Raw genomic sequence first — 22,526 nt, forward strand, 5'->3', positions numbered from 1 at the left:
TTTTCCATAGCGGCCTTTTTTTATGCTATATTTTAGAAGTAATTTAAAAATCCGGAAAGGCGGGATCAGGTGCTTACAGTTATAAAAAATGCTGATGTATTTACACCAGCTCCTCTAGGAGTAAAGGATGTATTAATAGGAGGAAGTAAGTTCATAGCTCTGGCAGAAAGTATAGACCTCGAAAACTTAAGTGAATTTACAGAAATTATGGATGCAGATGGGAAGTATCTAGTTCCTGGTTTTATAGATGGCCATGTACATATTACCGGAGGGGGAGGGGAAGGAAGCTTTAAAACGAGGACACCCGAATTAATGCTTTCTGACTGTATCCAAGCTGGCATAACGAGTGTGGTAGGTGTCATAGGAACTGATGGGACAACACGGACGATGGCCAACCTGATCGCAAAAGCGAAAGGGTTAAAAGAAGAAGGGATCAGCTGCTATTGTCAGAGCGGTAATTATCATGTTCCAATTAAAACGTTGACCGGCTCGCTCGAAAATGACATTATGCTGATCGATGAAATTATTGGAGCTGGTGAAATAGCTATTGCTGATCACCGTTCCTCCCAGCCTACTGTCGAAGAGCTTGCCCGCCTTGCCAGTGAAGCCAGGATTGGAGGCATTCTGTCAGGAAAAGGAGGAATTGTTAATATACATGTAGGTGATGGCCCTGGGCAGCTTGATCTTATAGAAAAAGTAATTGAAATGACTGATATTCCTATCTCCCAGTTTTGGCCAACTCATATAAACCGGTGCTTGCCATTACTGGAACGGGGGATCGAGTATGCAAAAAAAGGCGGGTATGTTGATTTTACAACGAGCAGCCTTGATGATGAGAAAGACAGCGATTTGAAGTGCAGCAAAGGTCTTAAAAGGATGCTGGAGGCCGGTGTACCAATTGAACAGATCACGTTTACTTCGGATGGACAGGGAAGCCTCCCGAAATTTGATAAATATGGAAATTTTACTGGTTTAGGCATTGGGAAAGTCTCAAGTCTGTTTACCGAAGTTAAAGATGCTTTTATGAGAGAAGGGCTTCCTTTGGAACAGGTGTTAAAAACTGTAACGGATAATCCGGCACGTATCTTGAAGCTCAATGATAAGGGGACTGTCAGTGAAGGGAAAGACGCTGATGCTGTCTTAATTGATAAAAAGACATTTACAATTGACAGTGTTCTGGCTCGCGGCGAGTGGTTAATGAAAGATTCTGTTCAGAGAGTTAAAGGTACATTTGAATAATATACATTTCCTGAAATTTCTTATAGTGTTAAGCGGCATAAAACTGAGACAAAAAGAATAGTAACCATAAAGAACTCCGGACATATGTGACGATATTTGTTCGGAGTTTTGTTTTTACATATACAGGAGATTCACTCTGACAAAGAACAAAAGCAGTGATTTTCAGTCCGTCCGGCGGCCCCTTGTCCCGCTTCTTTTCCGTTTGTTTAGGGGGCAGTTCAAACTAATTGACAAGGTATTTTACGACCGCTATAGTTAAGAAAGTTAATAATTAAATTTCTTAATAGTTTAGGAGGTGTGCTATGTCTATTGAAAAAATAGTAGATGAAATTGAAAAGCATGTCGTAGATATCAGTTTAAAATTAAATCACGAGTTTGGAAGTGAATTAGAAAATAAATTATCATCTAACCAGCAATTGATGCTCTTTCTTGTGGGTAGGAAAGATATTAAACATGTAAAGGATCTGGCTTACTTTATGAATGTGTCGGCAAGCGCCATCAGCCAGATGGCTGCAAAGCTTGAACAGATGGATTTAATTATCAGAGAAGTGGATAAAAATAACCGGAGAAATACGGTTTTGACACTTGGCCCTGAAGGAAAACTCCTCTTAAACCAGATGGAAGAAAATCGCAGTGCAATAACTAATAAATATTTATCACAATTGACAGAATCAGATCTTCTCAGCATAAGAGATGTGTTAAATAAACTTAATCATATTATAGGCAAGACGCAGAAAGGGGAGGCACCATGAGAGGTTTGACCCAATTTTCCATCAGACGACCCGTTTTTACACTAGTAACCATGGCATTATTTCTATTGTTAGGAGCAGTGTCACTGACAAATATACCATTAAAGCTTATTCCTGATATTGAGGCTCCTATTGCAGCTGTTGTTACAAGCTATGATGATGCCAGCCCCCAGGAAGTTGTTGACCAGGTTTCGAGACCTATGGAAAACAGTCTCTCAACTGTTTCAGGCTTAAATAATATCAGTTCGATTTCAATGGAAGGTTCTTCTTTAACGATTCTTGAATTTTCCTGGACGACTTCCATTGATGATGTGGAAAACGATATTATAAGCAGGATGAATCAGGCTCCTTTACCATCTGGAGCGAATCAGCCTCAATTTTTTAAATTTGATCCTTCACAGTTTCCAATTATTCAGTTATCCCTTTCTTCTGCGGATGAAGATGTGGATTTAGATGGTTTAGTGCAGGAAATGGAAACAGATCTTTTGCGGGTTGACGGAGTTGCAACTATTGATTTACTAGGTGACGCTGTAGATGAAATTGAGGTGTCCCTTGACCAGGATTTACTTGAGGAAAACGGCCTGGATCAGTCAGATGTAGTTCAGGCCTTACAGGCGCATAATATAACTGCCCCGGGAGGCATCGTCAGTGACGGTGATATGGACCTCACTACCCGTGTGTTGTTTGAAATGGGGGACGTTGAAGATATTGAAAATATCGTCGTGACTGTAGACCCCGAAACCGGAGACGATGTGGCAGTAGCAGATGTAGCTGATGTTGAATTAGGACCGGAACCTTCAGATGTTATTACCCGGACTAATCAGGATGAAAGTATTTTAATGAGTGTCCAGCAACAGTCAGATGCTAATACAGCTCAGGTTTCCAGAGCATTCATAAATGAACTTGACGATTTACTGGCTGAGGATCAATACAGCGACATAGACTCGGCTGTGCTTTTCAATCAGGGGGAATATATTGATGATGCGGTGGCTAATGTCGCCTTGGCGCTTGTCGCTGGTGGAATCATCGCTATGCTCGTTCTTTTCGCCTTTTTGAGAAGTTTTAAAACACCTTTATTAATAGGAATCGCCATACCTTTTTCCGTTATTGTCACGTTCGTACTTTTATTTTTTACCAACTTTTCATTAAACATTATGACTTTAGGCGGACTGGCCCTTGGGATAGGGATGCTGGTCGATAACTCGATTGTAGTGATTGAGAATATTTACAGGCATCTTTCAATGAAAAAAGAGCCTAAACAGGCGGCTCTGGACGGTACTAAAGAAGTAGCAACTGCCATAACGGCTTCTACTTTAACTACTATCTCAGTGTTTTTGCCAGTCGTGTTTATTTCAGGTATTGTAGGAAATCTTTTCAGGGAGTTTGCGTTGACTGTGTCGTTCAGTTTACTTGCTTCATTGGCAGTCGCGTTAACTGTCGTTCCAATGCTCGCCAGCCGGTGGCTGAAAGCACCTCAAGAAAATATTGAACAGAAACGTCAGAACTCAAAGTTTGTTTCATTCTTTGACAGGTCGGCAAGGTGGTCTCTGAAAAACCGGTTTGTAGTCTTTTTTGTTACTCTACTGCTTCTTTTAGCAGGCGGTTTTGGGGTCACAACAGTGGGTACAGAGTTTTTACCTGCGACTGATGAAAGCTTTTTCCAAATTGATGTAGAAAATGAACCGGGCACGCCGTTAGATGTGACCTATGAAGATGTCCAGGAAATAGAAGACGTACTCGATGACTATAATAATATTCAACATTATACTTCCGTAACAGGCTCCAGCGGTGATCAGGGACCGACAGGCGGAAACGGCACGAGCCATGAAGCTGTTATTTATGTAACTATGGTTCCTGTATCGGAACGGGATGTTTCAACGATGGACTTCTCTGAAGATATTCGGCAGGATATTGAAAGAGCGGCACCTGACGCTGATATTTCCATTTCAATGGATGCCTCTTTCGGCAGCGACCCAAATACGTTCAGCTTTGATTTGAATGATTCAAACCCTGTGCGTCTGGAAGAAGCAGCTCAAGACTTACAGGAAGAATTCGAAGATATGAATGAGTTCACTGAAGTGACAAATACACTGGAAGAAACAATTCCAGAGCTTCAAATTTTAATCGATGATGAGGCAGCACGCGAAGAAGGATTTACTCCTGCCCAAATTGCAGAATCAGTGGATAATAAAACAAGAGGCGTATTTGCCACTCAAATTGTAACTGATGAAAATGATGTATTTGAAGTTCATGTTCGTTACGATGAAGAATTTATTGGAGAGCTCGAAGCCCTTGAAGAATTATTACTGCAAAATCCAGAAGGAGACTTTGTTCAGTTAGCTGACCTGGCGGATATAGAGGAAGGAGAAAGTCCAGAAACAATTAACAGGGTTAACCAGGAAGAGTCTGTACAATTTTCCCTCTCTTTCGGGTCTGATTATAATTTAAGTGAGATAAACGAGCTTGTTCAGGACACGATTGACGATTACGGTCTGCCAAGTGAAACAAGTATTTCCTACACAGGTGACCAGCAGCTTCTGGAAGACGCCATCAGTGATCTGACACTGGCCCTGATTCTGGCAATAGTCTTCGTTTATCTCGTTTTAGCCGCCCAGTTTGAGTCGCTTAAATACCCGTTTGTGATTATGTTTACAGTACCGCTCGTAGTTATCGGAGTGGCTATTGGATTAACGGTTACCCAGACACCGGTCAGCGTCACCGGCTTTATAGGGATTATTGTTTTAGTAGGTATTGTGGTCAATAACTCGATTGTGCTTGTTGATTACATTAATCAGCGTAAAGAAGCAGGGTACAGAAGCTATGAAGCCATTGTAGAGGGGGTAAAAGACAGGGCAAGACCGATTTTAATGACGGCTTCCACTACAATTTTGGCGCTTATACCTTTAGCTCTGGGCTTTGGTGAAGGGACGGAAATACAGCAGCCTTTAGCCATTACAGTAATCAGCGGGATGATCAGCGCGACATTTCTTACGCTTGTGTTAATCCCGGTTATTTACAGCTTTTTTGATAAAGACACCAGGCATTTAAATAAGAAATATATGATGCCGGACGGCAAATTGATTCCAGCTTATTTACTTGATGACAAATACACCGATGACCAAGGTAAAGAGAGACGTCATTACCAGCTTGAAAATCAGTCATCTGTTGAACAGGAACCGGATTTTTCCGATTTTTACAAAGAAGCTGATGATGAGCCTTTCAGCCAGTATGATGAAGAGGTAGAGGACAAAGAAACGTTAAAGGATGAAACGAACAGTACTTTTTATAGAGACCTGTCTGAATCCGAAGACGGAGACCCTCTGAACCTTCCATCGAGAAAAGACCGGCATCGTTCATCTCAAATGACAAGAGATGATTTACTCGATATACTGGAAAAAATAGTGGATAAAAACAGAAATAATAAGGATAACAATTTTTAAGAGGAGGGGCTTCCCTTCTCTTTTTTTGTTATGAAGGGCTTGTGTCCAACCAAAAAACGTGTTGAAGCAATACACTAATCATGTACAGTAGAGGAGGTGATGCTGTGAGTCAGGGAAGCTATTATTATGATATGTGCTGTCGGTATAAAGGAAGAAAAGTCCGTATAACGGATGTAGCAGGAAGAGAATATCGGGGAAGAATTGTCAATGTAGACAGTAAATATGTCTATTTAGAGCAGGATAGAGGATTTGGCGGTTTCGGGTACGGCTATTACAGACCTTATCCAGGGTATTATTATCCGGTAGTGCCGGTTGCTTTAGCGGCGATTGGAGGATTTTTTTTAGGAGCAGCATTCGTCTGGTAAAGAAAAGGGATTAAAATAAGAGACTTGCGGCAGAGACCAGCTCCATGTCGAATGGAGTTGGTTTTCTGGTTTTAAAAGATCTTTTCATTCAATGGAAGATAATGATAAACTAAAAGAGTTACCAACTATAGTCACATAAAGACTTTAGTAATAAAATTCAGAAAATCGAGGGGAAAGAAAATGAAAAGCAAAGTGCTGTTAATAATCAGTTTTCTCCTTATCATTTCTGCCTGCACAAACAATGATAATGAGTCATCAAATGATCAGGGAGGTTTCCAGGAGACAGAGGATATGGAGACCCTGATAGCTACAAACAAAAAGCTTGTGGAACAGCTTGAAAAAGAGCTGGATGAAAAAGATCAGTACAATAAGAGAATTAAGGATTTAGAAGAAGAAAACAAACAGTTGAAAGATGACGTACTTACCTATAAACAACAGACTATTGAATCAGATGAAGAGCATCAGCAGGAATTGGAATTAAGGAATGAACTTGACCAGAGCGCCCGGGAACTGTTTCAATATATGCATGAGAGAAATCATACTGAATTAGAACGGTTAACAGCTTCTAATATAACTGTACAGGAAGAAAACGAGGTTTTGGAAGTAACCGATGAAGAGGACAATATAAGGACGTTCCATTATATGCAGCTTAATAATATGGCATATATCCGTCAGCGTTCTTTTTCTCTGGATATGTCACAAGAAACTTTCGTGAGCGAATATGAATTTTACACTCATGCTGATGACAGTTTTCTTTTTGAGGGAGCTATAGAACTTGTCTATACCGATGAAGATGGGTGGAAACTTTCATCAATCAGGTATATTCAGTAGAGACCGTTCAATCTCTTCAAATAAAAGGAGTTAAAAATGGGCAGTACGCACACTTTTACAAAAAAAGAAGAGCTGGCAAATGCGATCACCCATGGGGTTGGTGTCCTGCTGAGTATCGCGGCTTTAGTATTACTTATTGTATACTCAAGTATATACGGGGGGCCTGCCCATGTTATCAGTTTTACGATTTATGGCGTAACTTTATTGCTGATGTACACTTGTTCAACACTTGTACACAGTTTTCCGAAAGGCAAAGCTAAAAATATATTTGAAATTCTGGATCATTCAGCGATCTATCTGTTTATAGCAGGCACCTATACACCCATAATGGTCATTGTTGTAGAAGGGCCAAAAGGCTGGGTTCTGCTCTCACTCGTATGGGGCCTGGCTGTAGGAGGTATTATTTTTAAAGCTTTCTTTGTGAAGCGGTTTATAATAATTTCCACTCTGGTTTATATTCTAATGGGCTGGATGGTTGTTTTTGCACTTGAACCAATAGCAGCTGCTATTCCTGTTGGCGGACTGGTGCTTCTTATTACTGGAGGAGTTTTATATACGGTAGGGACCATTTTTTATATTTGGCGGAAATTTTACTACCATCACGCTGTTTGGCATCTGTTTGTCCTTCTCGCCAGTGCAGCCCACTTTTTCTCAATACTCGTCTATTTGCTTTAGCCAGGTCAAGTAATTTAATTTCTGTATAAACGCTCCTTAATGAATTGCTGACATCAATTCATTAAGGAGCTTTTTTGCGGGCATACTTAACTTACTAATAATACAACTGTCACTAAGTTGTCAACTTGCTGATAAAATATTGTAAATTAATTCACAGATTCTTTTCAATGTGAGGCTTTATAATGAAAGTAAGTTGTTAGTTACTACTAACACATTGTGATCTTTTGAACAATCATTAAGGACAGGTGGTGAAAGATATGATTGAGATTAAAGATAAGCAAGGAATGTCCACTGAAGAAATTATTTTGGAAACCGCTATAGATCTTATGGAGAAAAAAGGGTTTAAGGCAGTGACTACTAAAGAAATTGCTGCTCAATCAGGCTTCAGTGAAATGACCCTGTTCAGGCATTTTGGAACCAAACAAAATATATTAGAAAAAGCCGTTGAAGTTTACTCTTATTTAATAGATATGAAAACCATTTTATATGACCATGTGGAATATGACTTGAAAAAAGATTTAAAAAGGGTAAGCGAAACCTACCATAAATATAATCAGCATAATTACAAAATGGTACTGTTGTCCTTTCAGGAAAGGCATACCCATCCGTTTATTGGGGAAAAAATTTCGGAAAATCCTAAGCGTCTGAAAAATTATTTAGTCGATTATTTTGAAGAAATGCAAAAAAGAGGAAAAATGATTGAAACAGATGCTGAAGTCCAGGCGATGAATTTTTTATGGATGAACCTCGGTTATTTTATGTCCTTCCAGTTAGGCGGGAGAAAAGTAGCGCAAATCCCATTACAGACTTTTATTGAAGATAGTGTTGATCTGTTTGTCAGAGGGCTTACACCTTGTAAATGAAAAAACTTTCTCATGCGTTTAAGCTGAGAAAGTTTTTTTCTGGTTAAACTGTACACTCCTCAAAGGGACAATTATGGCAGCGTAAGTGGTTTTTTAAAAAATCTATATTATGGATAGTGATATATTTAGTATTTACTGAAAGAACATTTTGCTTGATCAGCCTTTTCAAGATCCGGTTAATACTTTCCCTCGTAGCGCCAACGTAATTGGCAAGTTCCTGGTTTGTTACCTTCCTGTTAATCAGAACACCCTGCTTTACTTCTATTCCGTACTCATTAGATAACTTGATTAAAATGGAGAAAACGGCACCCTGTTTTCCGCAAAAGACGAGGTCTCTGAATTGCGCCATCATTATATGATTCTGAGAAGAAAGCCATTGCATATAAGCAACAGATAATTCCTGTTTATTAATCATCAGTTTCTCTAATTCATCCCGTTTAAAACGTAATAACTCGGCGTCCTGTGTCACCTCTGCGTTAAATTGGGAGTTAAGATGGTTAAATAAACTTAATTCGCCAATTAAATCATTTTGTTTTTTATTCTGCAGGAAGAAGACCTTACCTTCTGAAGAGGTTTTGGTTAATCTGACTTGCCCTTTATTAATAAAGTAAATATAATCAGGCAATTCGCCTTCCCTAAGTAATAAGCTGCCCTTTGTAACAGAAATTTCAGACCCTGTTTCATATAATAACTGTCTTGTTTCTTTGGATACCAGTTCATAAAAAGTTGGAAGCGTCTGGACTTTCGCTTCTTGACTCATTAACTATCCACTCCCTCAAAAAACTCATTTTGCTCCCCGGTTTAAATACTGGCTAACAAGCATTTGTACCAATCGTAGCATATAGAAACAAGGACTGATGAGTTTAATAAAGAACATTTTATTACATTTTTACTTTAAATATATATTAAAGCTGTCTGACAGTTGACATAGACAGACAGCTTTTAATAGGATTCAGGAATGTTCTTCTACCACGATATCTAAAGTTTGCCGACTGTTAGAAGGTTTTCCTTTTACTTGGCTTTTTTTCTTTACAGAGCGGACAGGACAAACCTGTTGCAGCTGAAGAACAGACTGGTTCAGGTTATCCAGTTTCTTTTCGATCCGGTAAAGTAAATAAAAGGTGATAACGATAGGAAAACCGTATTCACCGGCAGCACTTAACCATATTTCCATCATTTTCTCTCCTTCCCGGTATGAATAAAAAAGGCAACTTGTAGAATAATCTGCAAGTTGCCATGAAAATCTATGAAAATTACGGATACGGATTAAACCTCAATATCAATTACGTCTACAGTTCGTTCAACAAGTCTGGCACCTCTTTTTTTGATTAGGTCCCCTTTTGAAGATACGAATACGTTCTGGGCAATTATGACGTCCATAACCTCTGCCACTGCAGACGGATTTACAGGTTCGGCAGGCTCATCAATTCCAATCGTCACACTGGCGCCATCTTCGTTGCTGAAAAGTAATTCTAATCGCTTAGACATTTCTTCACCCCCGTATATTAACATTTAATTTAAACTTACTTACTCATAAAGCTCATAGGTGTTGTTTCGCTCCACTTTATCAAGGTCATATGGCTGTAGTGAAGCGAGCGATTGTGCTGTTGTAAAAAGAGCTTCATTACTTGCACCGGGTTTAACATTCCGGAAGTGCCTGGACTGATAAACTTCATTTCCTTTTTCATCCACACCTGTGAGGAACGTTAATGAGAGTCTTGTGAAAACCGCTTCATTCATGTCTGATCACCTCCTTTCGTCTAATAAGTACAAGATATGTGCCAAAAAGGAGGAGGGGCAGCAAATTAATTTTTGACAGAAATCCTATTAATTCTGATAAGATGAAAAAGATGAATGAAAGAAGTATGAGGGTAAAAGGAGGAAAAGAGGGAATGCGCATTTTAATCAGCGGCTTTGAGCCTTTCGGCGGCTTAACCACTAATCCTACGATGGAACTTTTGCAGAGGGCAGAGACATACAATTTCGAAGGTATTGACATACAAACAATTACTCTTCCTGTCGTCTATCAAAAGTGTATGCCGCCGCTGTTGAAACAAATGGAAGAATTCAACCCGGATGTTGTTTTGTGCCTTGGGGTGGCAGTGGGACGGTCAAGTATTGATCTCGAAAGAACAGGAATAAATATACAGGACTCGGCAGGTGAAGGGGACAGAGGAGATAATTCGGGCGACAAGCCTGTAGACAGGCCTATTATACCGGACGGGCCTGACGGATTGTTTGCTACTCTGCCAATAAGAGACTTATTAAGTGCTCTGAGGGAAAAAGGGATACCAGCAAAAATATCTAACAGTGCCGGGACCTATATATGTAATACTACATTATACTCTCTAATGTATGAAATCGATAAAACAGGCAGCACTGTTAAAGGCGGTTTTATACATGTCCCCGCGACTCCTGATATGACTGCTTCTCAGCCTCATCTTCCAAGTATGGATATCGCCACCCAGGAAAAAGCCTTAAAAATAGTAATCAGCAAACTGAAAGAAATTAATTAATTTTTTTAAAATATAGAGAAAAATGAATTACATTAATTTCCATAAAAAAGGGCTGTGCTCAAAAGTTTTACTTTTAAGCCAGCCCCTTTATTATTTTTCAAAATAAACGTAATTCGATAGAATATTTTCTAACTCATCTGCTTCGTCATTACGGATATAAGTTTTTATCTTCTGGCCTTTGCCAAGTTCCATAATAAGCTGCGATTTGTTTTTTTTCCTTTTTCCCCATTGAACTGATCTGATTTTTCCCCATCTGGCATGGTAACCGGCGAATATCAGTGCTTCTCCCTGGATTTCAAAAATTCGATCGAGAGTAACTAATACATAGGTTCCTAAAATGAAAATGATCAAAAAGAGAATAGTAGCGTTGAAAAAATTATTGAAGACTTCAACAAATAGAAAAATGCTCAAAAAAAGTACGGCATAAGCTGCGATGAGCGACCTTTTATACGCTTTAGAACCTGTCGGAATCTTTTTCCGGTCATTCAGCCGGTAGATGACATAGTCCTGTGTCGACTTGCGGTGTTTATGAGTAAAAAGGTGGTAAACGGAAATAACACCCATTATTGTACCTGTTAATAAATAGATCCATTGCATAACGTTTCCTCCGAAGATTAAGTGATATTTCCATTTTACCACAGCCTAAACGAGAAACAAAAAAGGCACGACCCAAGGTAAAGAGGTCGTGTCTTATTTATACTTTAGCTCCACATACTTTACTGCTTGGCAATGCTTCATCTTCGGAGAATACAGTTATCATAAATTTAATGGATTTTGCCGTTCACTTTGGGCGAAGGCTTACAGCCATTGTTTGCCCGATAAACTTTTTTAATTAAGTATATCTTTGGTAAGTCTTATCATAAGCATGAGCGGATTCGAAGTCTTTCTGAGTTAAACCGTCTTCATCCAGAGTGCTTAATTTCACTGTAATCTGTTTATGGTCAATTATAATATAGGGGTGATGCTGTCGGGTTTCGGCAAGGTCAGCCAGTTCGTTTACAAACTGGATGGCTTTCGGAAAAGTAGGCAGGATAAACTGTTTGCGGATCCACTTGTTTCCTTCCAGCTCCCAGCCTTGTGAATCTTTCAAATTGGCTTGTACTTCCTCATTTGTTAAGATCATTTAACGCATTCCCTCCTATTAATTGAATATTCTTGCGATTCATTTGGGGATATCATATCAAATCCTGTCAGAAAATAAAAGAATTAATCTATTGTTTTCAAATGCTATAATGGGAAGAAAACTAAGAGAGGTGAGTGTATGATTAATTCAATAAAGGAATGGTATTTCAAAAAAATGGCTGCCAGGTCAATTGAAAAGCATGGAAAAGAAAAAATTGAAAAGCTTGCTGTTTTGAATAAACCTGCTAAAGAGTGGAGAGTCTCCTTTTTGACGACGGCAGGTGTCCATTTAAAAGATCAGACTCCTTTTGACGTGGATGGGGGTGATTGGGGAGTCAGAATGATTCCTTCTGACAGCAGGGAAGAAGAATTAATGGTCACCCATACACACTATGACACAGCTTCGGCCGATCAGGACATTAACTGTGTATATCCTTCAGCTGCGTTACACGCCTTAACCGAAGAGGGACATATAGGCGGACTTACTCCAACCTTTTTTGGAATGATGGGCTACATTCCCCGCGTAGACAAATTAATGAATGAAAGTGTTCCGCTTATTTTAAAGAAACTGAAAGAAGAAAAAGCAGACGTAGTTCTTCTTTCACCTGGCTGATATATTTGCCATCAATCGGTCGGATTGATTCAAAAAGAAATAGAAAAGCAAGGGATCGCTTCCATATCGCTCACCCATTTTCCGGAGTTATCAGAGAAAGTCAACATTCCAAGAGCTTTGCATATTCGTTTTCCTCTCGGGCGGACGTTTGGCGAGGCTGGCCGAAATGATATGCAGAAAGATATTGTAAAGGAAATGATTAATGAACTTGAAAATCCTGGTGAGGAAAGAATAAAAAAATTGCCTTACAGGTGGAAAAGAGATTGAAAATTTTTTCACATAAGCTATTATTAGGTATAAATATCTAATTTTTACAATTTTATAAGCGTGAATAGTAAAAAGGCAGTTATTATTGTGACTGTCTTTTTATTTATGGTAAAATAATCTATGATAAATGACCTAAAATTAACAGGGGATGAGAATGACAGCAGGAAACAAGGAGGGGAACAAATGGCTACTGTAAATTCATGTGTCCAATGCAAAGGTAAAATACTTTTAATCAACTCAGGAAAACTGCTGTTACATATAGATCATAGTGGTGTCGCTGATCGTGTAAAGGATCATTTGGATGTTAAGGGGATTAAAAGCGTTTTAGCACACCCTTGGCTGCAAATTTGTTTTGAGTCAAGGGTCGATCTCCAAAGATATATTTCTTTAGTTGAGTCCCAATTAACGGATAAACAAATGCAACAGTTTTCAGGAAGGTTATTATCGAATAAAACAGTAGAAGGCTACTCGTTTAATGACTATCCTCTTAGTCAGTTATCGTTAATTATTGAGAATCCGGATTTTGTTAAAATTATTCAGGAAAAACTTTATCAGTCATTTATTCAACCTGTTATTAATACTAAAACAAGGGAAGTAGCGGGATATGAGTTTCTTCTCCGTCCGGCCAGCAGACTGTATCCTTTTTCGCCAGGTGATCTGTTTATGTTCGCCAGGCATTCAGGATTACAATCACTATTAGACAGCCAGACACGTATTAATGCAATAAGAACCGCTTCCCACATGGTCCCTGAAGGTAAGAAGTTATTTATTAATTTTCTTCCATCCTCCATTTATAACCCTGAACATTGTCTTAAAAGTACCTTTAAAGCATTGAAAGATTATGATGTTAAGCCGCAGGATATCGTGTTTGAAGTCGTTGAAAGTGAAAAAATCCGTGACCTGTCTCATTTGAAATCTATATTTGCCTACTATAAAAAAGCCGGGGTAAAAGTAGCGCTAGATGATATTGGAGCAGGATACTCAACAATTGAAGTATTAAAAGAATTAAAACCGGATTATGCAAAGATTGACCGCCGGGTGATCCAAAATTGTCATAAAGATCCTGTAAAGATGTTCAAAATAAAAAAACTTAGAGAAATTACAAAAGAAATGAAGATTACGCTGCTTGCTGAAGGAATTGAATCTGAGGAAGAGTTTAAAGCTGTTGAGCCGGTAACCGATCTTGTCCAAGGTTATTATTTCGGCCGGCCTTTAAAAAAACCCTGTTAATAAACTCCCTTTCCTAAGCTATCCTTCAGGAAAGAGAGTTGACAAGCCCCTGGGCAAGCGGCCGCCTGGCGGACTGAAATTACTGCCATTACTATTAAGCAGAGTTAATTCTTTATTAAGTACAAAAGCGAAAAAACCGAACAAAAATTATAAGATTTGTTCGGCTTTCTTTATGATTACTATTCTTTTGTCCCAGCCTTTTCAGCCCTGTTTTTACATATCTTCAGGAGGGTAAGGAGTATCAGTTGGATCAGCGTATATGGAATAGTTTTCATCCACGTATTCCCGAATATCTGTTAAGCTATATCCATCTTCCAGCATATGTTGCACATCCAGTGCAATCTCTATACAGATCCCTCAGCCGGCACCATGAGGATCATACACAATCTGTTCCTCAGTGCTTTCCCGGTTATTAATAAAACAGTCTTTAACATTTTCATGATAAAAAGGATCGATTTGACAGTTGCAGTAGCAAGGGATGTATTCTAAATAGTCGCCATGGCTTACGGCATACTCATAAGCTTCCACAGCCCCGGGATGCGCTGCATCTGTAACATAATCAGGCAGTGCAGAAACAGAATTCTCTTCGCTGCATCCTGCAAGGAAGAGGGAAAAAATTATGGCTGAAACAGCCAACAGAAATATATTACCTCTCATCGAACCCCACCTCTATTCTATGTTTCTATAAAACAATTATAATAATTGCCAAAAAATCCGGAAGTGATTTTTTTCACTTTTTTATTGGCAAATTTGTGAAAGCATTAAACAGAGGGGGTAATATATGCCATATTTCCGGTAACTAACAAGACTCCTAATAAAACAAGTAATAGTCCGCTAATGATCGATATCGGCCTCAAATGTTTCTTGAGAAATTTCAGCAAAGTAAGACTGGAACTTCCTGCTGCCCCAATAAGAATAAAAGGAAATCCGAGGCCTGTACCGTAAACAAGCAGCAGGCTCCCACCCCGCCAGACTGTCTCTGAGTCTGCAGCCATAATAAGAATAGAACTGAGCATAGGGCCAATACATGGAGTCCAGCCAAAACCGAATGCCATTCCCATTAGCAGGACACTGACAAGACCTCCTCTTTCCCTGAAGAAACGGTTGAAACGGACTTCACGATGGAACAAGGTGATATTCAGAAGACCGAGCAGGTGAAGACCGAACAGGATCACAATAAAACCGAGGAGACGTGATAGGAATTCCGAAACGGCAGGAGTAAATATATTTCCTACTGCTGTCGCCCCCATCCCTATCAAAATCAACGGGATAATCAAACCAATCACAAAGGCAGCGGTTCTTGGCATAATTTTAAACCTTGCTGCACTGCCGGTTTCAGCCTCAGTTAAAGAAATCCCTGTAATAACTGCAATGTAACTGGGGATTAAAGGTAATATACAAGCGGAGGCGAAAGAGAGAAACCCTGCCGCAAAAGCAAACCATATATCCATTATAAATCCCCAGCTTCCCCATGGTAAGAGTCATAGGCTTCCTCATAACGTGTCCCCAGTTCGTCACTAGTTGCAATAATATAAGGATGCGTTCCCATTTCATTTCCTTCTTCATCAAAGAAGACATAAGTGGGTGAAACTGAAACATCGTAATGATTTGCCAGGATACGGTCAAGGTCGACTCCCCATTCATGGGTGGCCTTATATTCATTTTCGAATTTATCGAGAATTTCTCTTTCGCGGCCGTAGAAAACGACGGTAATGACTTCAATTTCATCCTGTTCCTCGATAAACTGTTGAATAAAAGGCATCGAATAGCTGCAGCACTCACATGGTACAGCTACAAATTGCAAAATTGTTTTCTTTTTTCCGATATAATTATCCAGCTTAATAGGCTCATCGTCATGAATACGCTGGACGATGGAAATATCACCTTCAGCGTTTCCGGCAACAAACGAATAGGTAGTATAAGCCATCCCAGCCAAAATAAATACAATAAGAGCAATGCCCACTTTATTCATAATTGACCCCTCCCCTGCCAATGACTATTTTTTCGGCAGATATTTTATTATAATGGAACTAGTTTTATCTTATCTAAACTGAAAGGAGAGAAGAATGAAAAATATAGTCAATTTCATGACATTTTCCAGTATATTTATAGTATTAATAGTAGGTTGTTCGGCCCAGGAACTGGAAAAAGTCACTGTAGAATTTAAAGAGGAAAATCAGACATTGGCGACTGGGGAATTTCATACATATCAAGTTAATCTGGCAGACGAGTCCGGAGACCCGTTTAGTGCGGATGATGTTTCTATTTATATGAATATGGAAAGAATGAACCATCCTATGCAGGGGACAATGCAGGCAGTTGAGGAAGGTAAATACACCGTGGATCTTCCATTAGCGATGGAGGGTGAGTGGTATGCCGAGGTGACAGTAACTTATGATAATGAAGAGACAACTGAACGGTTTAGTTTGTACGCTGAGGGAGATATGGCAGAGGAATACATGAAGGGCTATGACGCAGATACAGGAGAGGTTCCACAGAATTAGGAGGTGATTGGCAAATGAGTTACCTAATAGTGTATATGCATCCTTCTAAAGACAGTTTTAACGGGGCGGTCTTACAAGCTGCCCGGGAAGAATTAGATAAATTAAATTATCCGGTTGAAATAAAAGAGCTGGCCAATGAAAAATTTTCCCCTCACCTTTCCAAGGAAGAATATAAAGAAAGTTTATCAGGGGAATATCCTGAAGATATAAGTAAGGAACATGAGAAAATTAAAGAAGCGGAACACCTCATTTTTATTTTCCCGGTATGGTGGGGAGGGTTTCCCGCTTTAGGAAAAGGATATATTGACAGAGTTTTTTCTTATGGATTCGCTTATGAGTTAGAAGGTGAGACACCTTTACCGCAGTTAAACGGAAAAAAAGTATCGTTAATTTTCACTACGGGAGCTCCTGAAAAAGAGTTTCACGAGTCAGGCATGTACGGCCATATGGTTGAATTGTTAGATCAGTCTATTTTTAAATTTTGCGGTCTTGAATTGGATGGGGTTCTTCATTTTGGGGATGTGATCCAGAGCAGTGATAAAGATAGACAGGAAATGCTCAAGACCGTCCGCCAATTCATTTCAAACCTCGCCGAAAAAACTTAAGAACGTTATTTAGAGGCTGGGACAAAACTAAAAACAAGTTTGTAAAAGACGAACAATCATATTATCAGACATTTTGAAACGTGGGTCACTTCTAGTTTTGCCAATTATTAAGGCAGATTAAAAGGACAAGCCCTTGGGCAAGCGTCCGCCTGGCGGACTGAAATCACTCCTTTTCTCAAAAAGAACAGCCTAACAAAATTTTCAAATTTTGTTAGGCTTTCTTTATGATTACTATTCTTTTGTCCCAGCCCCTTTGCCGATTTTTATATCTTTTGTTCCTGTGGGACGCGGATATAATGTAAAAACGGTTTCTCTTTACTTGGTTCGTATACTGCAAAAAGAAGCCCGTCTTCTTTTTTTATCTCCCCTGTAGCGGCGTAATGCTGGTAATTAAAAGGCAGCTTTTCTCCAATAACATGCTTAGACATCGCTCGTACATCATTAAAATAAGGCTCGAGTTTATTATCTATATACATGTTATTTATTCTAATGAGGTTAAGCTCATCTTTTGTTAGGCCATGTGCCCACCACGTTTTTCTGGGTTTTTGTTTAAAGTGAAGGAAGTAATCAATTTTCATTAAACCTTCAATAACAGATAAGTCTTTTACTTGTCTTTTTTTAAGAAAGGAAGCTAAACGGACGAATAAATCTTCAAACTGGTGGCCAATTTTACCCCAGCCGTGTTCGTCCCAATAATCACCAAATTCCTGAAAAAAATCAAATGGCGAGTTAAAAGTCACGTTTGTTAAATAGTCAACCGTATGATCGAGACGGTGGGCATTCCAGTACTTTTCCAATATATCTTCCACTCGTTTAATACGGATCACTTCATCGAAACTTAAAATGTTGTTTGCTAATATTTCATAAGGAGCGTGATCCATAAATACGTAATTATACTGTTTGGCCATTGCCCGCATGCCAGTTCCGCGAAGCATTTTCAAAAAGCCCAGCTGAAGTTCTTCAGGCCTTAATGCAAATACGTCATTAAAGGTTTTTTTAAAAGAATTATAATCTTCTTCAGGAAGACCGGCAATTAAATCTAAGTGCTGGTCAATTTTACCTCCGTGCTTTATAAGGTTCACAGTCCGGGCAAGCTTTGAAAAGTTCTGTTTTCTTTTCACCAGTAAATTTGTTTCATCGTTAGTAGACTGTACACCTATTTCAAACCTGAAAATACCTTTTGGAGCGTTTTCATTTAAAAATTCAAGTACTTCGGGACGCATTATATCTGCGGTTATTTCAAATTGAAACTGGCAGCCGCCATGATTGTCAATGAGGAATTGAAATATCTCTAAGGCATAGTCCCGTTTAATGTTAAACGTACGGTCTATGAATTTTATCATTTTTGCCCCACTCGCAATCAGGTAAAGCAAATCTTCTTTCACTTTATTAATATCAAAGTACCGTACGCCTACTTCGATTGAGGAAAGACAGAACTGGCATTGGAATGGACAGCCGCGGCTTGTTTCGAAGTAAACAATACGTTTATTAAGCTCATTTCTGTCTGCTTCAAACCGGTAGGGAGTAGGAAGGGCATTAATATCAAGATTTGGCTTGGCCGGTGTTAACACGACTTGCCCATTATCACGGTAAGCGAGGCTTCCGATATTTTTAACTGATTTTTGATCTTTTACAGCTTCAAGAAGCTGCTTAAATGTTTCTTCCCCTTCCCCCCGCACAATGTAATCAGCTTCTGGAATACGTTCCATCCAATAATCTGTGTCATATGACACTTCAGGCCCGCCAAGTATAAAAGTTGTTTCAGGAAGAACCTTTTTAAGCATTTTAACAATTTGAATTGTTTTTTCAATATTCCATATATAACAGCTGAAACCTATAACATCCGGCTTTTTTGTATACAAGTCCTGTACAATATTCAAGTCAGGATCTTTCAGGGTATATTCCTTAATTTTTATTTGGAAATCACCTTCAGCGTAAGCTTTTAAAAGTCTTAATGCCAAACAAGTATGAATGTACTTCGCATTTATTGTTGTTACGACAATGTTCATTATGATGCCTCCGTTTGAATAATCTCCGCTTATCATATCATAATTAAGTTCGAAAAATCATTTTTATGTCCGCATAACCTTAGCAGGTTAAAGGGCGGCACGGCAAATGCCATAGGGAAATGTCACGTTTTAAGAACGTCGTCATAATATGAAGTGAATCGCGGTTAAAAGTGATTAAAAGCGATAGCCTTAAAACGTTTGAAAAAAGAGAGGGGTTTATAAATGTCTTGTAATTGCAGTAAAAAGCCCGGCTACCCAATGGTGCCTCAAACAGGAGTTATGCCGTTCCAAGGTCACATGCATCCCGGCCATGAAATGATGCATGGAGGACATATGGAGATGCACACTCCAGCAGGAATGATGCCTCAAATGCAGCAAATGGGCATGCCGATGGGCCATCACCACAACATGGGTCCACAGCATATGGAGCCGCAGCAAATGGGAATGCCCCACATGAATACGAGTCATATGGGGCATCAGCAAATGGGAATGCATCACATGGATCAGAACCAGATGGGGCATCAGCAAATGGGAATGCACCACATGGATCAGAACCAGATGGGGCAGCAGCAAATGGAAATGCATCACATGGATCAAAACCAGATGGGGCACAACATGGGCGCGCCAACGAATACTCCTGTGGGTTCACCGCAGATGACTCCTCAGCATATGGGACAGCAAATGAACTGGCACCAAATGCCTTACAGCAATCAGATGCACTCTCAACAAATGGGGCAGCCTGCTCCTGACCATGCAATGATGCAACATCATATGGGCGGACATCATATGGAAGGCGCTTCCAGTCATGCGGGGACAGCACAGCAGCAGGGAAGTATGCCTCATACAGGATATGTACCTGAAGAACATGACGATGACTTTGATTAAGCTCTTCCTTATACAGGCATAAATAATGAATTCATTTATTAAGTGAGATCAGCCTGAAAAACAGTCTTAGCTTCCAGAACAGCAATTTAAAAAGACATCCGGGCAATATCTTATAGTCCGGATGTCTTTTAATAACAGTTTTGAGTTCAGGGCGACAGATGGAATCTTATCTGTACTGTAAAATCATATTCTTCAGCTGAACGAAAGAGAGGATACCCGGAGGATTAGCGATCGTTCTCCATCTCAATGACAAATGAAAAACGCCACTTTGGAAGCTCTCCCGTTGTTCTTTCAATAGAAAAAAGGGAAGGAAGGGAGACGGGCTGGGCAAATTCCAATTCAACATTATATCCTGTATCGTTTGTCTCCATTCTAGTAAACATAGGGTAAACGACTTCGTTGCTTAAGGTTTGCGTGAATACATACGAGAAGTTTTCCTCGTTGAAATCAGGATGTTCGTCTATCAGATCGAAACTTAAGCTCCGGCCTTCAACTTTTACATCTATTAATCTTAGGTCCCCCATTTTGGCCATATTAATAGGGCTGCTCTCAAGCTTAAAAGGATATCCATGATCAAATAACCTTGGAACTATGTATAGCGGAATGTGCAAAAAAGCATTCTCAGGATCGGCAGGCGGGGAGGTGATACTGAGTGAGATCCCCATTTGATGGCTGTCAAGAGGCTCACCGTTAATCTGATCGTGATATATTTCGGTATTTTTAATTTCATACTTGATGTTTTCAGAGTCTGTAATAAATTCAGGCCATAAAAACTGGTAATCAGTCTTTGAAATTTGTGTCTTATCAGTATGTTCAGCTACAAAGAACATTTGAGATTCATTTTGACTATGGAATATGGATGTAAATGACATTTTGAAAGGTACCTTTTCAATAGCCGTGTTTTCATAAGACGGTTCTTTCATATTTCCTGAATGAAAAAAAGGTTCATTCTGGCATCCGGCTAGAACCAGAATAAAAAAACATACAATAAGCTGTTTCATAGCAACATCCCTCACACTCTTGTTAGTATCTATTGTACTGGATGCAAACCCTGACGTGGAAGCCTTTTAACGAAAGTATATAATAAAATCCCAGAAAAATGAGCCTGAAATTTTCTTAGATTGCAGCGAAGAAATTGTAACTGATAAGGGGAAAGATAACTTCTATTAAAAGGTATACTATACAGCGGACAGGGGACTGGAAGGGAAGTCTCAACAGTAAATCTATAGCTTATAGTGACCAATATAAAAAATGGCCCTCATTTAAAGGTGAGGGCCATTTTTTATTTACAGGATGTCAGTTCACCTGTGCTGGATATAATTAGTTAAAAATGGTTTGTTCTTTTTCAGCAATTTTATCATTTGCCCCTTTGAATTCTTCCCATTTTTTACGAGGCGGCTCCCAGTATTGTTCATTGCCAGGCAGATCGTCGAACCAGGCAGCATCATCCGGGCAGTCAAGAACCATAAACTTACCATAGTTTCCATCTCTGGACTGGTGATACTTTAAATATGCTTTTCCGTTATCAATGGCAAGGATTTCAATTTTACCCGACGTATGGCTCATAGAAAGACGTACCCGTTTTCCGAGCCCGGAAGTATTTGCTTTAGCTTCTTCTACAATTTCGTAAGCTTCTTTTAATGAAAGGACAAATTCATTATTACCGGCTACAGGACGGTTTATAAAGAAATAATAAGGGGTGACTCCGGCCCATGAAAGCTTATCTAACAGTTCGCTTAATACTTTAGGGTCGTCGTTAATTCCTCTTAGTACAGGTGTCTGGTTAACGACAATCGCTCCGGCATTGTGCAGGGCTTCAAAACCGCGCTTAGCTTCGGGTGTAATTTCAACTGGATGATTAATATGCGCCATCACATATATTCTTTGCTCCGGTGTAGAATATTCACTGATTAAGTCAAGCAAATCCTGATCTTCGTAAATTCGCATTGGATTAAATACAGGCATTTTTGAGCCAAGGCGAATAATTTTCACATGAGGGATTTCTCTCAGCTGCTCAATAATTCCCCGCAGTTTTTTAGTGGCAAGAATGAGAGAATCTCCACCGGTAAGCAGAACGTTTGTAATTTCAGGATGCTCTTTAATGTATTCAATTCCCGGCTGAACATCAGACATCGCTTCTTTTATATCATTGCGGAATAAGCGCTTTCTGAAACAATAACGGCAGTAAGCTCCGCAGACTTCAGACACTATTAAGAGGGCAGTCTGATCATATTTGTGCTGGCATCCGGGTACCACGTAGTTAGTATCTTCATCAGAGGCATCCCATCGGCCATACTCTTCTAATTCGCCTTCATTTGGAATGACCAGTTTGCGGATCGGGTCTTCTGGATCTCCCCAATCGATTAATCCTAAATAATATTCATTCACTCGGAACACGAATTTTTCAGTAATCTGTTTCAGTTTCTGTTTTTCTTCATCTGAGAGGTGAGGGACCTTCTCGATGTTCATAATATATTTTGGCTGAGCCATTAGAAATCATCCCCTTCGTAGTAGTCTATAATCATTTAAACACAACCCTTGAAATCGGTCAAAAACGGAGGAAATGATTAATTAAAACGGATAAATGAAAGAAATACTCCATTTTCCTTGGGC

General features: G+C 39.4%; 26 protein-coding genes. 14 read left to right on the forward strand and 12 right to left on the reverse strand.

What is annotated here, in order from left to right:
* The first annotated feature begins 69 nt into the window (after positions 1-69).
* The 7 genes from iadA to K8O68_RS14025 all read left to right on the forward strand — a co-directional run bounded on the left by iadA (position 70) and on the right by K8O68_RS14025 (position 8,162).
* Entirely contained in the window at positions 70-1,239 is a 1,170-nt protein-coding gene (gene iadA / locus K8O68_RS13995; RefSeq protein WP_230897474.1) for a beta-aspartyl-peptidase, read from the forward strand.
* Between the two features lie 302 nt (positions 1,240-1,541).
* Complete coding sequence (locus K8O68_RS14000; protein ID WP_230897475.1) at positions 1,542-1,991, forward strand: MarR family winged helix-turn-helix transcriptional regulator; 450 nt, start codon at positions 1,542-1,544, stop codon at positions 1,989-1,991.
* On the forward strand, positions 1,988-5,428 hold the full coding sequence (locus K8O68_RS14005) for an efflux RND transporter permease subunit (RefSeq protein ID WP_230897476.1): 3,441 nt from the start codon (positions 1,988-1,990) through the stop codon (positions 5,426-5,428). The genes K8O68_RS14000 and K8O68_RS14005 overlap by 4 nt, the downstream gene beginning before the upstream one ends.
* A gap of 104 nt (positions 5,429-5,532) precedes the next feature.
* A complete protein-coding gene (locus K8O68_RS14010) occupies positions 5,533-5,793 on the forward strand; it encodes an LSm family protein (protein ID WP_230897477.1) in 261 nt (86 codons plus the stop codon).
* Between the two features lie 180 nt (positions 5,794-5,973).
* The gene (locus K8O68_RS14015) at positions 5,974-6,624 is read left to right on the forward strand and encodes a hypothetical protein (RefSeq protein WP_230897478.1); all 651 of its coding nucleotides are present in this window, start codon (positions 5,974-5,976) and stop codon (positions 6,622-6,624) included.
* 36 nt (positions 6,625-6,660) lie between these two features.
* Positions 6,661-7,299, forward strand: a complete 639-nt coding sequence (trhA, locus tag K8O68_RS14020) for a PAQR family membrane homeostasis protein TrhA (RefSeq protein ID WP_230897479.1) — start codon at positions 6,661-6,663, stop codon at positions 7,297-7,299.
* A gap of 257 nt (positions 7,300-7,556) precedes the next feature.
* On the forward strand, positions 7,557-8,162 hold the full coding sequence (locus tag K8O68_RS14025; RefSeq protein ID WP_230897480.1) for a TetR/AcrR family transcriptional regulator: 606 nt from the start codon (positions 7,557-7,559) through the stop codon (positions 8,160-8,162).
* 43 nt (positions 8,163-8,205) lie between these two features.
* Here the strand turns inward: K8O68_RS14025 and K8O68_RS14030 are convergent, their stop codons facing one another.
* The 4 genes from K8O68_RS14030 to K8O68_RS14045 form a co-directional block, all read right to left on the reverse strand.
* A complete protein-coding gene (locus K8O68_RS14030; RefSeq protein ID WP_230897481.1) occupies positions 8,206-8,922 on the reverse strand; it encodes a Crp/Fnr family transcriptional regulator in 717 nt (238 codons plus the stop codon).
* Positions 8,923-9,114: 192 nt separating this feature from the next.
* Positions 9,115-9,339 carry a YvrJ family protein gene (locus K8O68_RS14035; RefSeq protein ID WP_230897482.1) on the reverse strand — a complete coding sequence of 75 codons (225 nt, stop codon included), beginning with the start codon at positions 9,337-9,339 and terminating at the stop codon, positions 9,115-9,117.
* Between the two features lie 89 nt (positions 9,340-9,428).
* A complete protein-coding gene (locus K8O68_RS14040) occupies positions 9,429-9,650 on the reverse strand; it encodes a DUF2922 domain-containing protein (protein WP_230897483.1) in 222 nt (73 codons plus the stop codon).
* Between the two features lie 39 nt (positions 9,651-9,689).
* Entirely contained in the window at positions 9,690-9,902 is a 213-nt protein-coding gene (locus tag K8O68_RS14045) for a DUF1659 domain-containing protein (RefSeq protein WP_093049916.1), read from the reverse strand.
* Between the two features lie 152 nt (positions 9,903-10,054).
* On the opposite strand from K8O68_RS14045, the gene K8O68_RS14050 reads away from it, so the two are divergent.
* Positions 10,055-10,678 carry a pyroglutamyl-peptidase I gene (locus tag K8O68_RS14050; protein ID WP_230897484.1) on the forward strand — a complete coding sequence of 208 codons (624 nt, stop codon included), beginning with the start codon at positions 10,055-10,057 and terminating at the stop codon, positions 10,676-10,678.
* Between the two features lie 90 nt (positions 10,679-10,768).
* Here K8O68_RS14050 and K8O68_RS14055 read toward each other — a convergent pair whose 3' ends face one another.
* Both K8O68_RS14055 and K8O68_RS14060 read right to left on the reverse strand, forming a co-directional pair.
* Positions 10,769-11,275, reverse strand: a complete 507-nt coding sequence (locus K8O68_RS14055) for a hypothetical protein (protein WP_230897485.1) — start codon at positions 11,273-11,275, stop codon at positions 10,769-10,771.
* Between the two features lie 235 nt (positions 11,276-11,510).
* On the reverse strand, positions 11,511-11,801 hold the full coding sequence (locus K8O68_RS14060; protein ID WP_230897486.1) for a 4a-hydroxytetrahydrobiopterin dehydratase: 291 nt from the start codon (positions 11,799-11,801) through the stop codon (positions 11,511-11,513).
* A gap of 138 nt (positions 11,802-11,939) precedes the next feature.
* On the opposite strand from K8O68_RS14060, the gene K8O68_RS14065 reads away from it, so the two are divergent.
* From K8O68_RS14065 to K8O68_RS14075, 3 genes are all read left to right on the forward strand, one after another.
* On the forward strand, positions 11,940-12,413 hold the full coding sequence (locus K8O68_RS14065; protein ID WP_230897487.1) for a glycine/sarcosine/betaine reductase selenoprotein B family protein: 474 nt from the start codon (positions 11,940-11,942) through the stop codon (positions 12,411-12,413).
* 24 nt (positions 12,414-12,437) lie between these two features.
* On the forward strand, positions 12,438-12,680 hold the full coding sequence (locus K8O68_RS14070; protein WP_230897488.1) for a hypothetical protein: 243 nt from the start codon (positions 12,438-12,440) through the stop codon (positions 12,678-12,680).
* Between the two features lie 183 nt (positions 12,681-12,863).
* Positions 12,864-13,910 carry an EAL domain-containing protein gene (locus K8O68_RS14075; RefSeq protein WP_230897489.1) on the forward strand — a complete coding sequence of 349 codons (1,047 nt, stop codon included), beginning with the start codon at positions 12,864-12,866 and terminating at the stop codon, positions 13,908-13,910.
* A 213-nt stretch (positions 13,911-14,123) separates the two neighbouring features.
* Here the strand turns inward: K8O68_RS14075 and K8O68_RS14080 are convergent, their stop codons facing one another.
* From K8O68_RS14080 to K8O68_RS14090, 3 genes are all read right to left on the reverse strand, one after another.
* On the reverse strand, positions 14,124-14,567 hold the full coding sequence (locus K8O68_RS14080) for a PCYCGC motif-containing (lipo)protein (RefSeq protein WP_304619502.1): 444 nt from the start codon (positions 14,565-14,567) through the stop codon (positions 14,124-14,126).
* 104 nt (positions 14,568-14,671) lie between these two features.
* A complete protein-coding gene (locus K8O68_RS14085; RefSeq protein ID WP_230897490.1) occupies positions 14,672-15,361 on the reverse strand; it encodes a cytochrome c biogenesis CcdA family protein in 690 nt (229 codons plus the stop codon).
* Positions 15,361-15,882 (reverse strand): TlpA family protein disulfide reductase, encoded by a 522-nt coding sequence (locus K8O68_RS14090; RefSeq protein WP_230897491.1) that lies wholly within the window; start codon positions 15,880-15,882, stop codon positions 15,361-15,363. Before K8O68_RS14090 ends, K8O68_RS14085 begins: the two co-directional genes overlap by 1 nt.
* 94 nt (positions 15,883-15,976) lie before the next feature.
* Between K8O68_RS14090 and K8O68_RS14095 the strand changes: the two genes are divergently transcribed.
* Both K8O68_RS14095 and K8O68_RS14100 read left to right on the forward strand, forming a co-directional pair.
* Positions 15,977-16,414: a FixH family protein gene (locus K8O68_RS14095; RefSeq protein WP_230897492.1), complete on the forward strand. Its 438-nt coding sequence runs from the start codon at positions 15,977-15,979 to the stop codon at positions 16,412-16,414.
* A 14-nt stretch (positions 16,415-16,428) separates the two neighbouring features.
* Positions 16,429-17,019 (forward strand): NAD(P)H-dependent oxidoreductase, encoded by a 591-nt coding sequence (locus K8O68_RS14100; RefSeq protein ID WP_230897493.1) that lies wholly within the window; start codon positions 16,429-16,431, stop codon positions 17,017-17,019.
* A gap of 263 nt (positions 17,020-17,282) precedes the next feature.
* On the opposite strand, the gene K8O68_RS14105 is transcribed toward K8O68_RS14100, so the two are convergent.
* On the reverse strand, positions 17,283-19,028 hold the full coding sequence (locus tag K8O68_RS14105; protein ID WP_230897494.1) for a B12-binding domain-containing radical SAM protein: 1,746 nt from the start codon (positions 19,026-19,028) through the stop codon (positions 17,283-17,285).
* A gap of 222 nt (positions 19,029-19,250) precedes the next feature.
* Here K8O68_RS14105 and K8O68_RS14110 point away from each other — a divergent pair, with 222 nt between their 5' ends.
* Positions 19,251-19,913: a polyadenylate binding domain-containing protein gene (locus K8O68_RS14110; RefSeq protein ID WP_230897495.1), complete on the forward strand. Its 663-nt coding sequence runs from the start codon at positions 19,251-19,253 to the stop codon at positions 19,911-19,913.
* 224 nt (positions 19,914-20,137) lie between these two features.
* On the opposite strand, the gene K8O68_RS14115 is transcribed toward K8O68_RS14110, so the two are convergent.
* Both K8O68_RS14115 and K8O68_RS14120 read right to left on the reverse strand, forming a co-directional pair.
* Positions 20,138-20,914 (reverse strand): hypothetical protein, encoded by a 777-nt coding sequence (locus K8O68_RS14115; protein WP_230897496.1) that lies wholly within the window; start codon positions 20,912-20,914, stop codon positions 20,138-20,140.
* A gap of 319 nt (positions 20,915-21,233) precedes the next feature.
* Positions 21,234-22,403, reverse strand: coding sequence for a KamA family radical SAM protein (locus K8O68_RS14120; RefSeq protein WP_230897497.1), 1,170 nt, complete (start codon positions 22,401-22,403; stop codon positions 21,234-21,236).
* Between the last annotated feature and the right edge of the window lie 123 nt (positions 22,404-22,526).

This window comes from Salipaludibacillus sp. CUR1, assembly GCF_021028955.1.
Classification (GTDB): Bacteria; Bacillota; Bacilli; order Bacillales; family Salisediminibacteriaceae; genus Salipaludibacillus.

What these genes read in the sequence shown, in the direction of transcription:
- K8O68_RS14045 (WP_093049916.1), bottom strand. Translation starts at nt 9,902, where the DNA reads ATGAATGAAGCGGTTTTCACAAGACTCTCATTAACGTTCCTCACAGGT.
- K8O68_RS14060 (WP_230897486.1), bottom strand. Translation starts at nt 11,801, where the DNA reads ATGATCTTAACAAATGAGGAAGTACAAGCCAATTTGAAAGATTCACAA.
- K8O68_RS14120 (WP_230897497.1), bottom strand. Translation starts at nt 22,403, where the DNA reads ATGGCTCAGCCAAAATATATTATGAACATCGAGAAGGTCCCTCACCTC.
- K8O68_RS14075 (WP_230897489.1), top strand. Translation starts at nt 12,864, where the DNA reads ATGGCTACTGTAAATTCATGTGTCCAATGCAAAGGTAAAATACTTTTA.
- K8O68_RS14065 (WP_230897487.1), top strand. Translation starts at nt 11,940, where the DNA reads ATGATTAATTCAATAAAGGAATGGTATTTCAAAAAAATGGCTGCCAGG.
- K8O68_RS14040 (WP_230897483.1), bottom strand. Translation starts at nt 9,650, where the DNA reads ATGTCTAAGCGATTAGAATTACTTTTCAGCAACGAAGATGGCGCCAGT.
- K8O68_RS14115 (WP_230897496.1), bottom strand. Translation starts at nt 20,914, where the DNA reads ATGAAACAGCTTATTGTATGTTTTTTTATTCTGGTTCTAGCCGGATGC.
- K8O68_RS14110 (WP_230897495.1), top strand. Translation starts at nt 19,251, where the DNA reads ATGTCTTGTAATTGCAGTAAAAAGCCCGGCTACCCAATGGTGCCTCAA.
- K8O68_RS14055 (WP_230897485.1), bottom strand. Translation starts at nt 11,275, where the DNA reads ATGCAATGGATCTATTTATTAACAGGTACAATAATGGGTGTTATTTCC.
- K8O68_RS14095 (WP_230897492.1), top strand. Translation starts at nt 15,977, where the DNA reads ATGAAAAATATAGTCAATTTCATGACATTTTCCAGTATATTTATAGTA.
- K8O68_RS14025 (WP_230897480.1), top strand. Translation starts at nt 7,557, where the DNA reads ATGATTGAGATTAAAGATAAGCAAGGAATGTCCACTGAAGAAATTATT.
- K8O68_RS14030 (WP_230897481.1), bottom strand. Translation starts at nt 8,922, where the DNA reads ATGAGTCAAGAAGCGAAAGTCCAGACGCTTCCAACTTTTTATGAACTG.
- K8O68_RS14000 (WP_230897475.1), top strand. Translation starts at nt 1,542, where the DNA reads ATGTCTATTGAAAAAATAGTAGATGAAATTGAAAAGCATGTCGTAGAT.
- K8O68_RS14105 (WP_230897494.1), bottom strand. Translation starts at nt 19,028, where the DNA reads ATGAACATTGTCGTAACAACAATAAATGCGAAGTACATTCATACTTGT.
- K8O68_RS14090 (WP_230897491.1), bottom strand. Translation starts at nt 15,882, where the DNA reads ATGAATAAAGTGGGCATTGCTCTTATTGTATTTATTTTGGCTGGGATG.
- K8O68_RS14035 (WP_230897482.1), bottom strand. Translation starts at nt 9,339, where the DNA reads ATGATGGAAATATGGTTAAGTGCTGCCGGTGAATACGGTTTTCCTATC.
- K8O68_RS14050 (WP_230897484.1), top strand. Translation starts at nt 10,055, where the DNA reads ATGCGCATTTTAATCAGCGGCTTTGAGCCTTTCGGCGGCTTAACCACT.
- K8O68_RS14100 (WP_230897493.1), top strand. Translation starts at nt 16,429, where the DNA reads ATGAGTTACCTAATAGTGTATATGCATCCTTCTAAAGACAGTTTTAAC.
- K8O68_RS14015 (WP_230897478.1), top strand. Translation starts at nt 5,974, where the DNA reads ATGAAAAGCAAAGTGCTGTTAATAATCAGTTTTCTCCTTATCATTTCT.
- K8O68_RS14085 (WP_230897490.1), bottom strand. Translation starts at nt 15,361, where the DNA reads ATGGATATATGGTTTGCTTTTGCGGCAGGGTTTCTCTCTTTCGCCTCC.
- K8O68_RS14005 (WP_230897476.1), top strand. Translation starts at nt 1,988, where the DNA reads ATGAGAGGTTTGACCCAATTTTCCATCAGACGACCCGTTTTTACACTA.
- trhA (WP_230897479.1), top strand. Translation starts at nt 6,661, where the DNA reads ATGGGCAGTACGCACACTTTTACAAAAAAAGAAGAGCTGGCAAATGCG.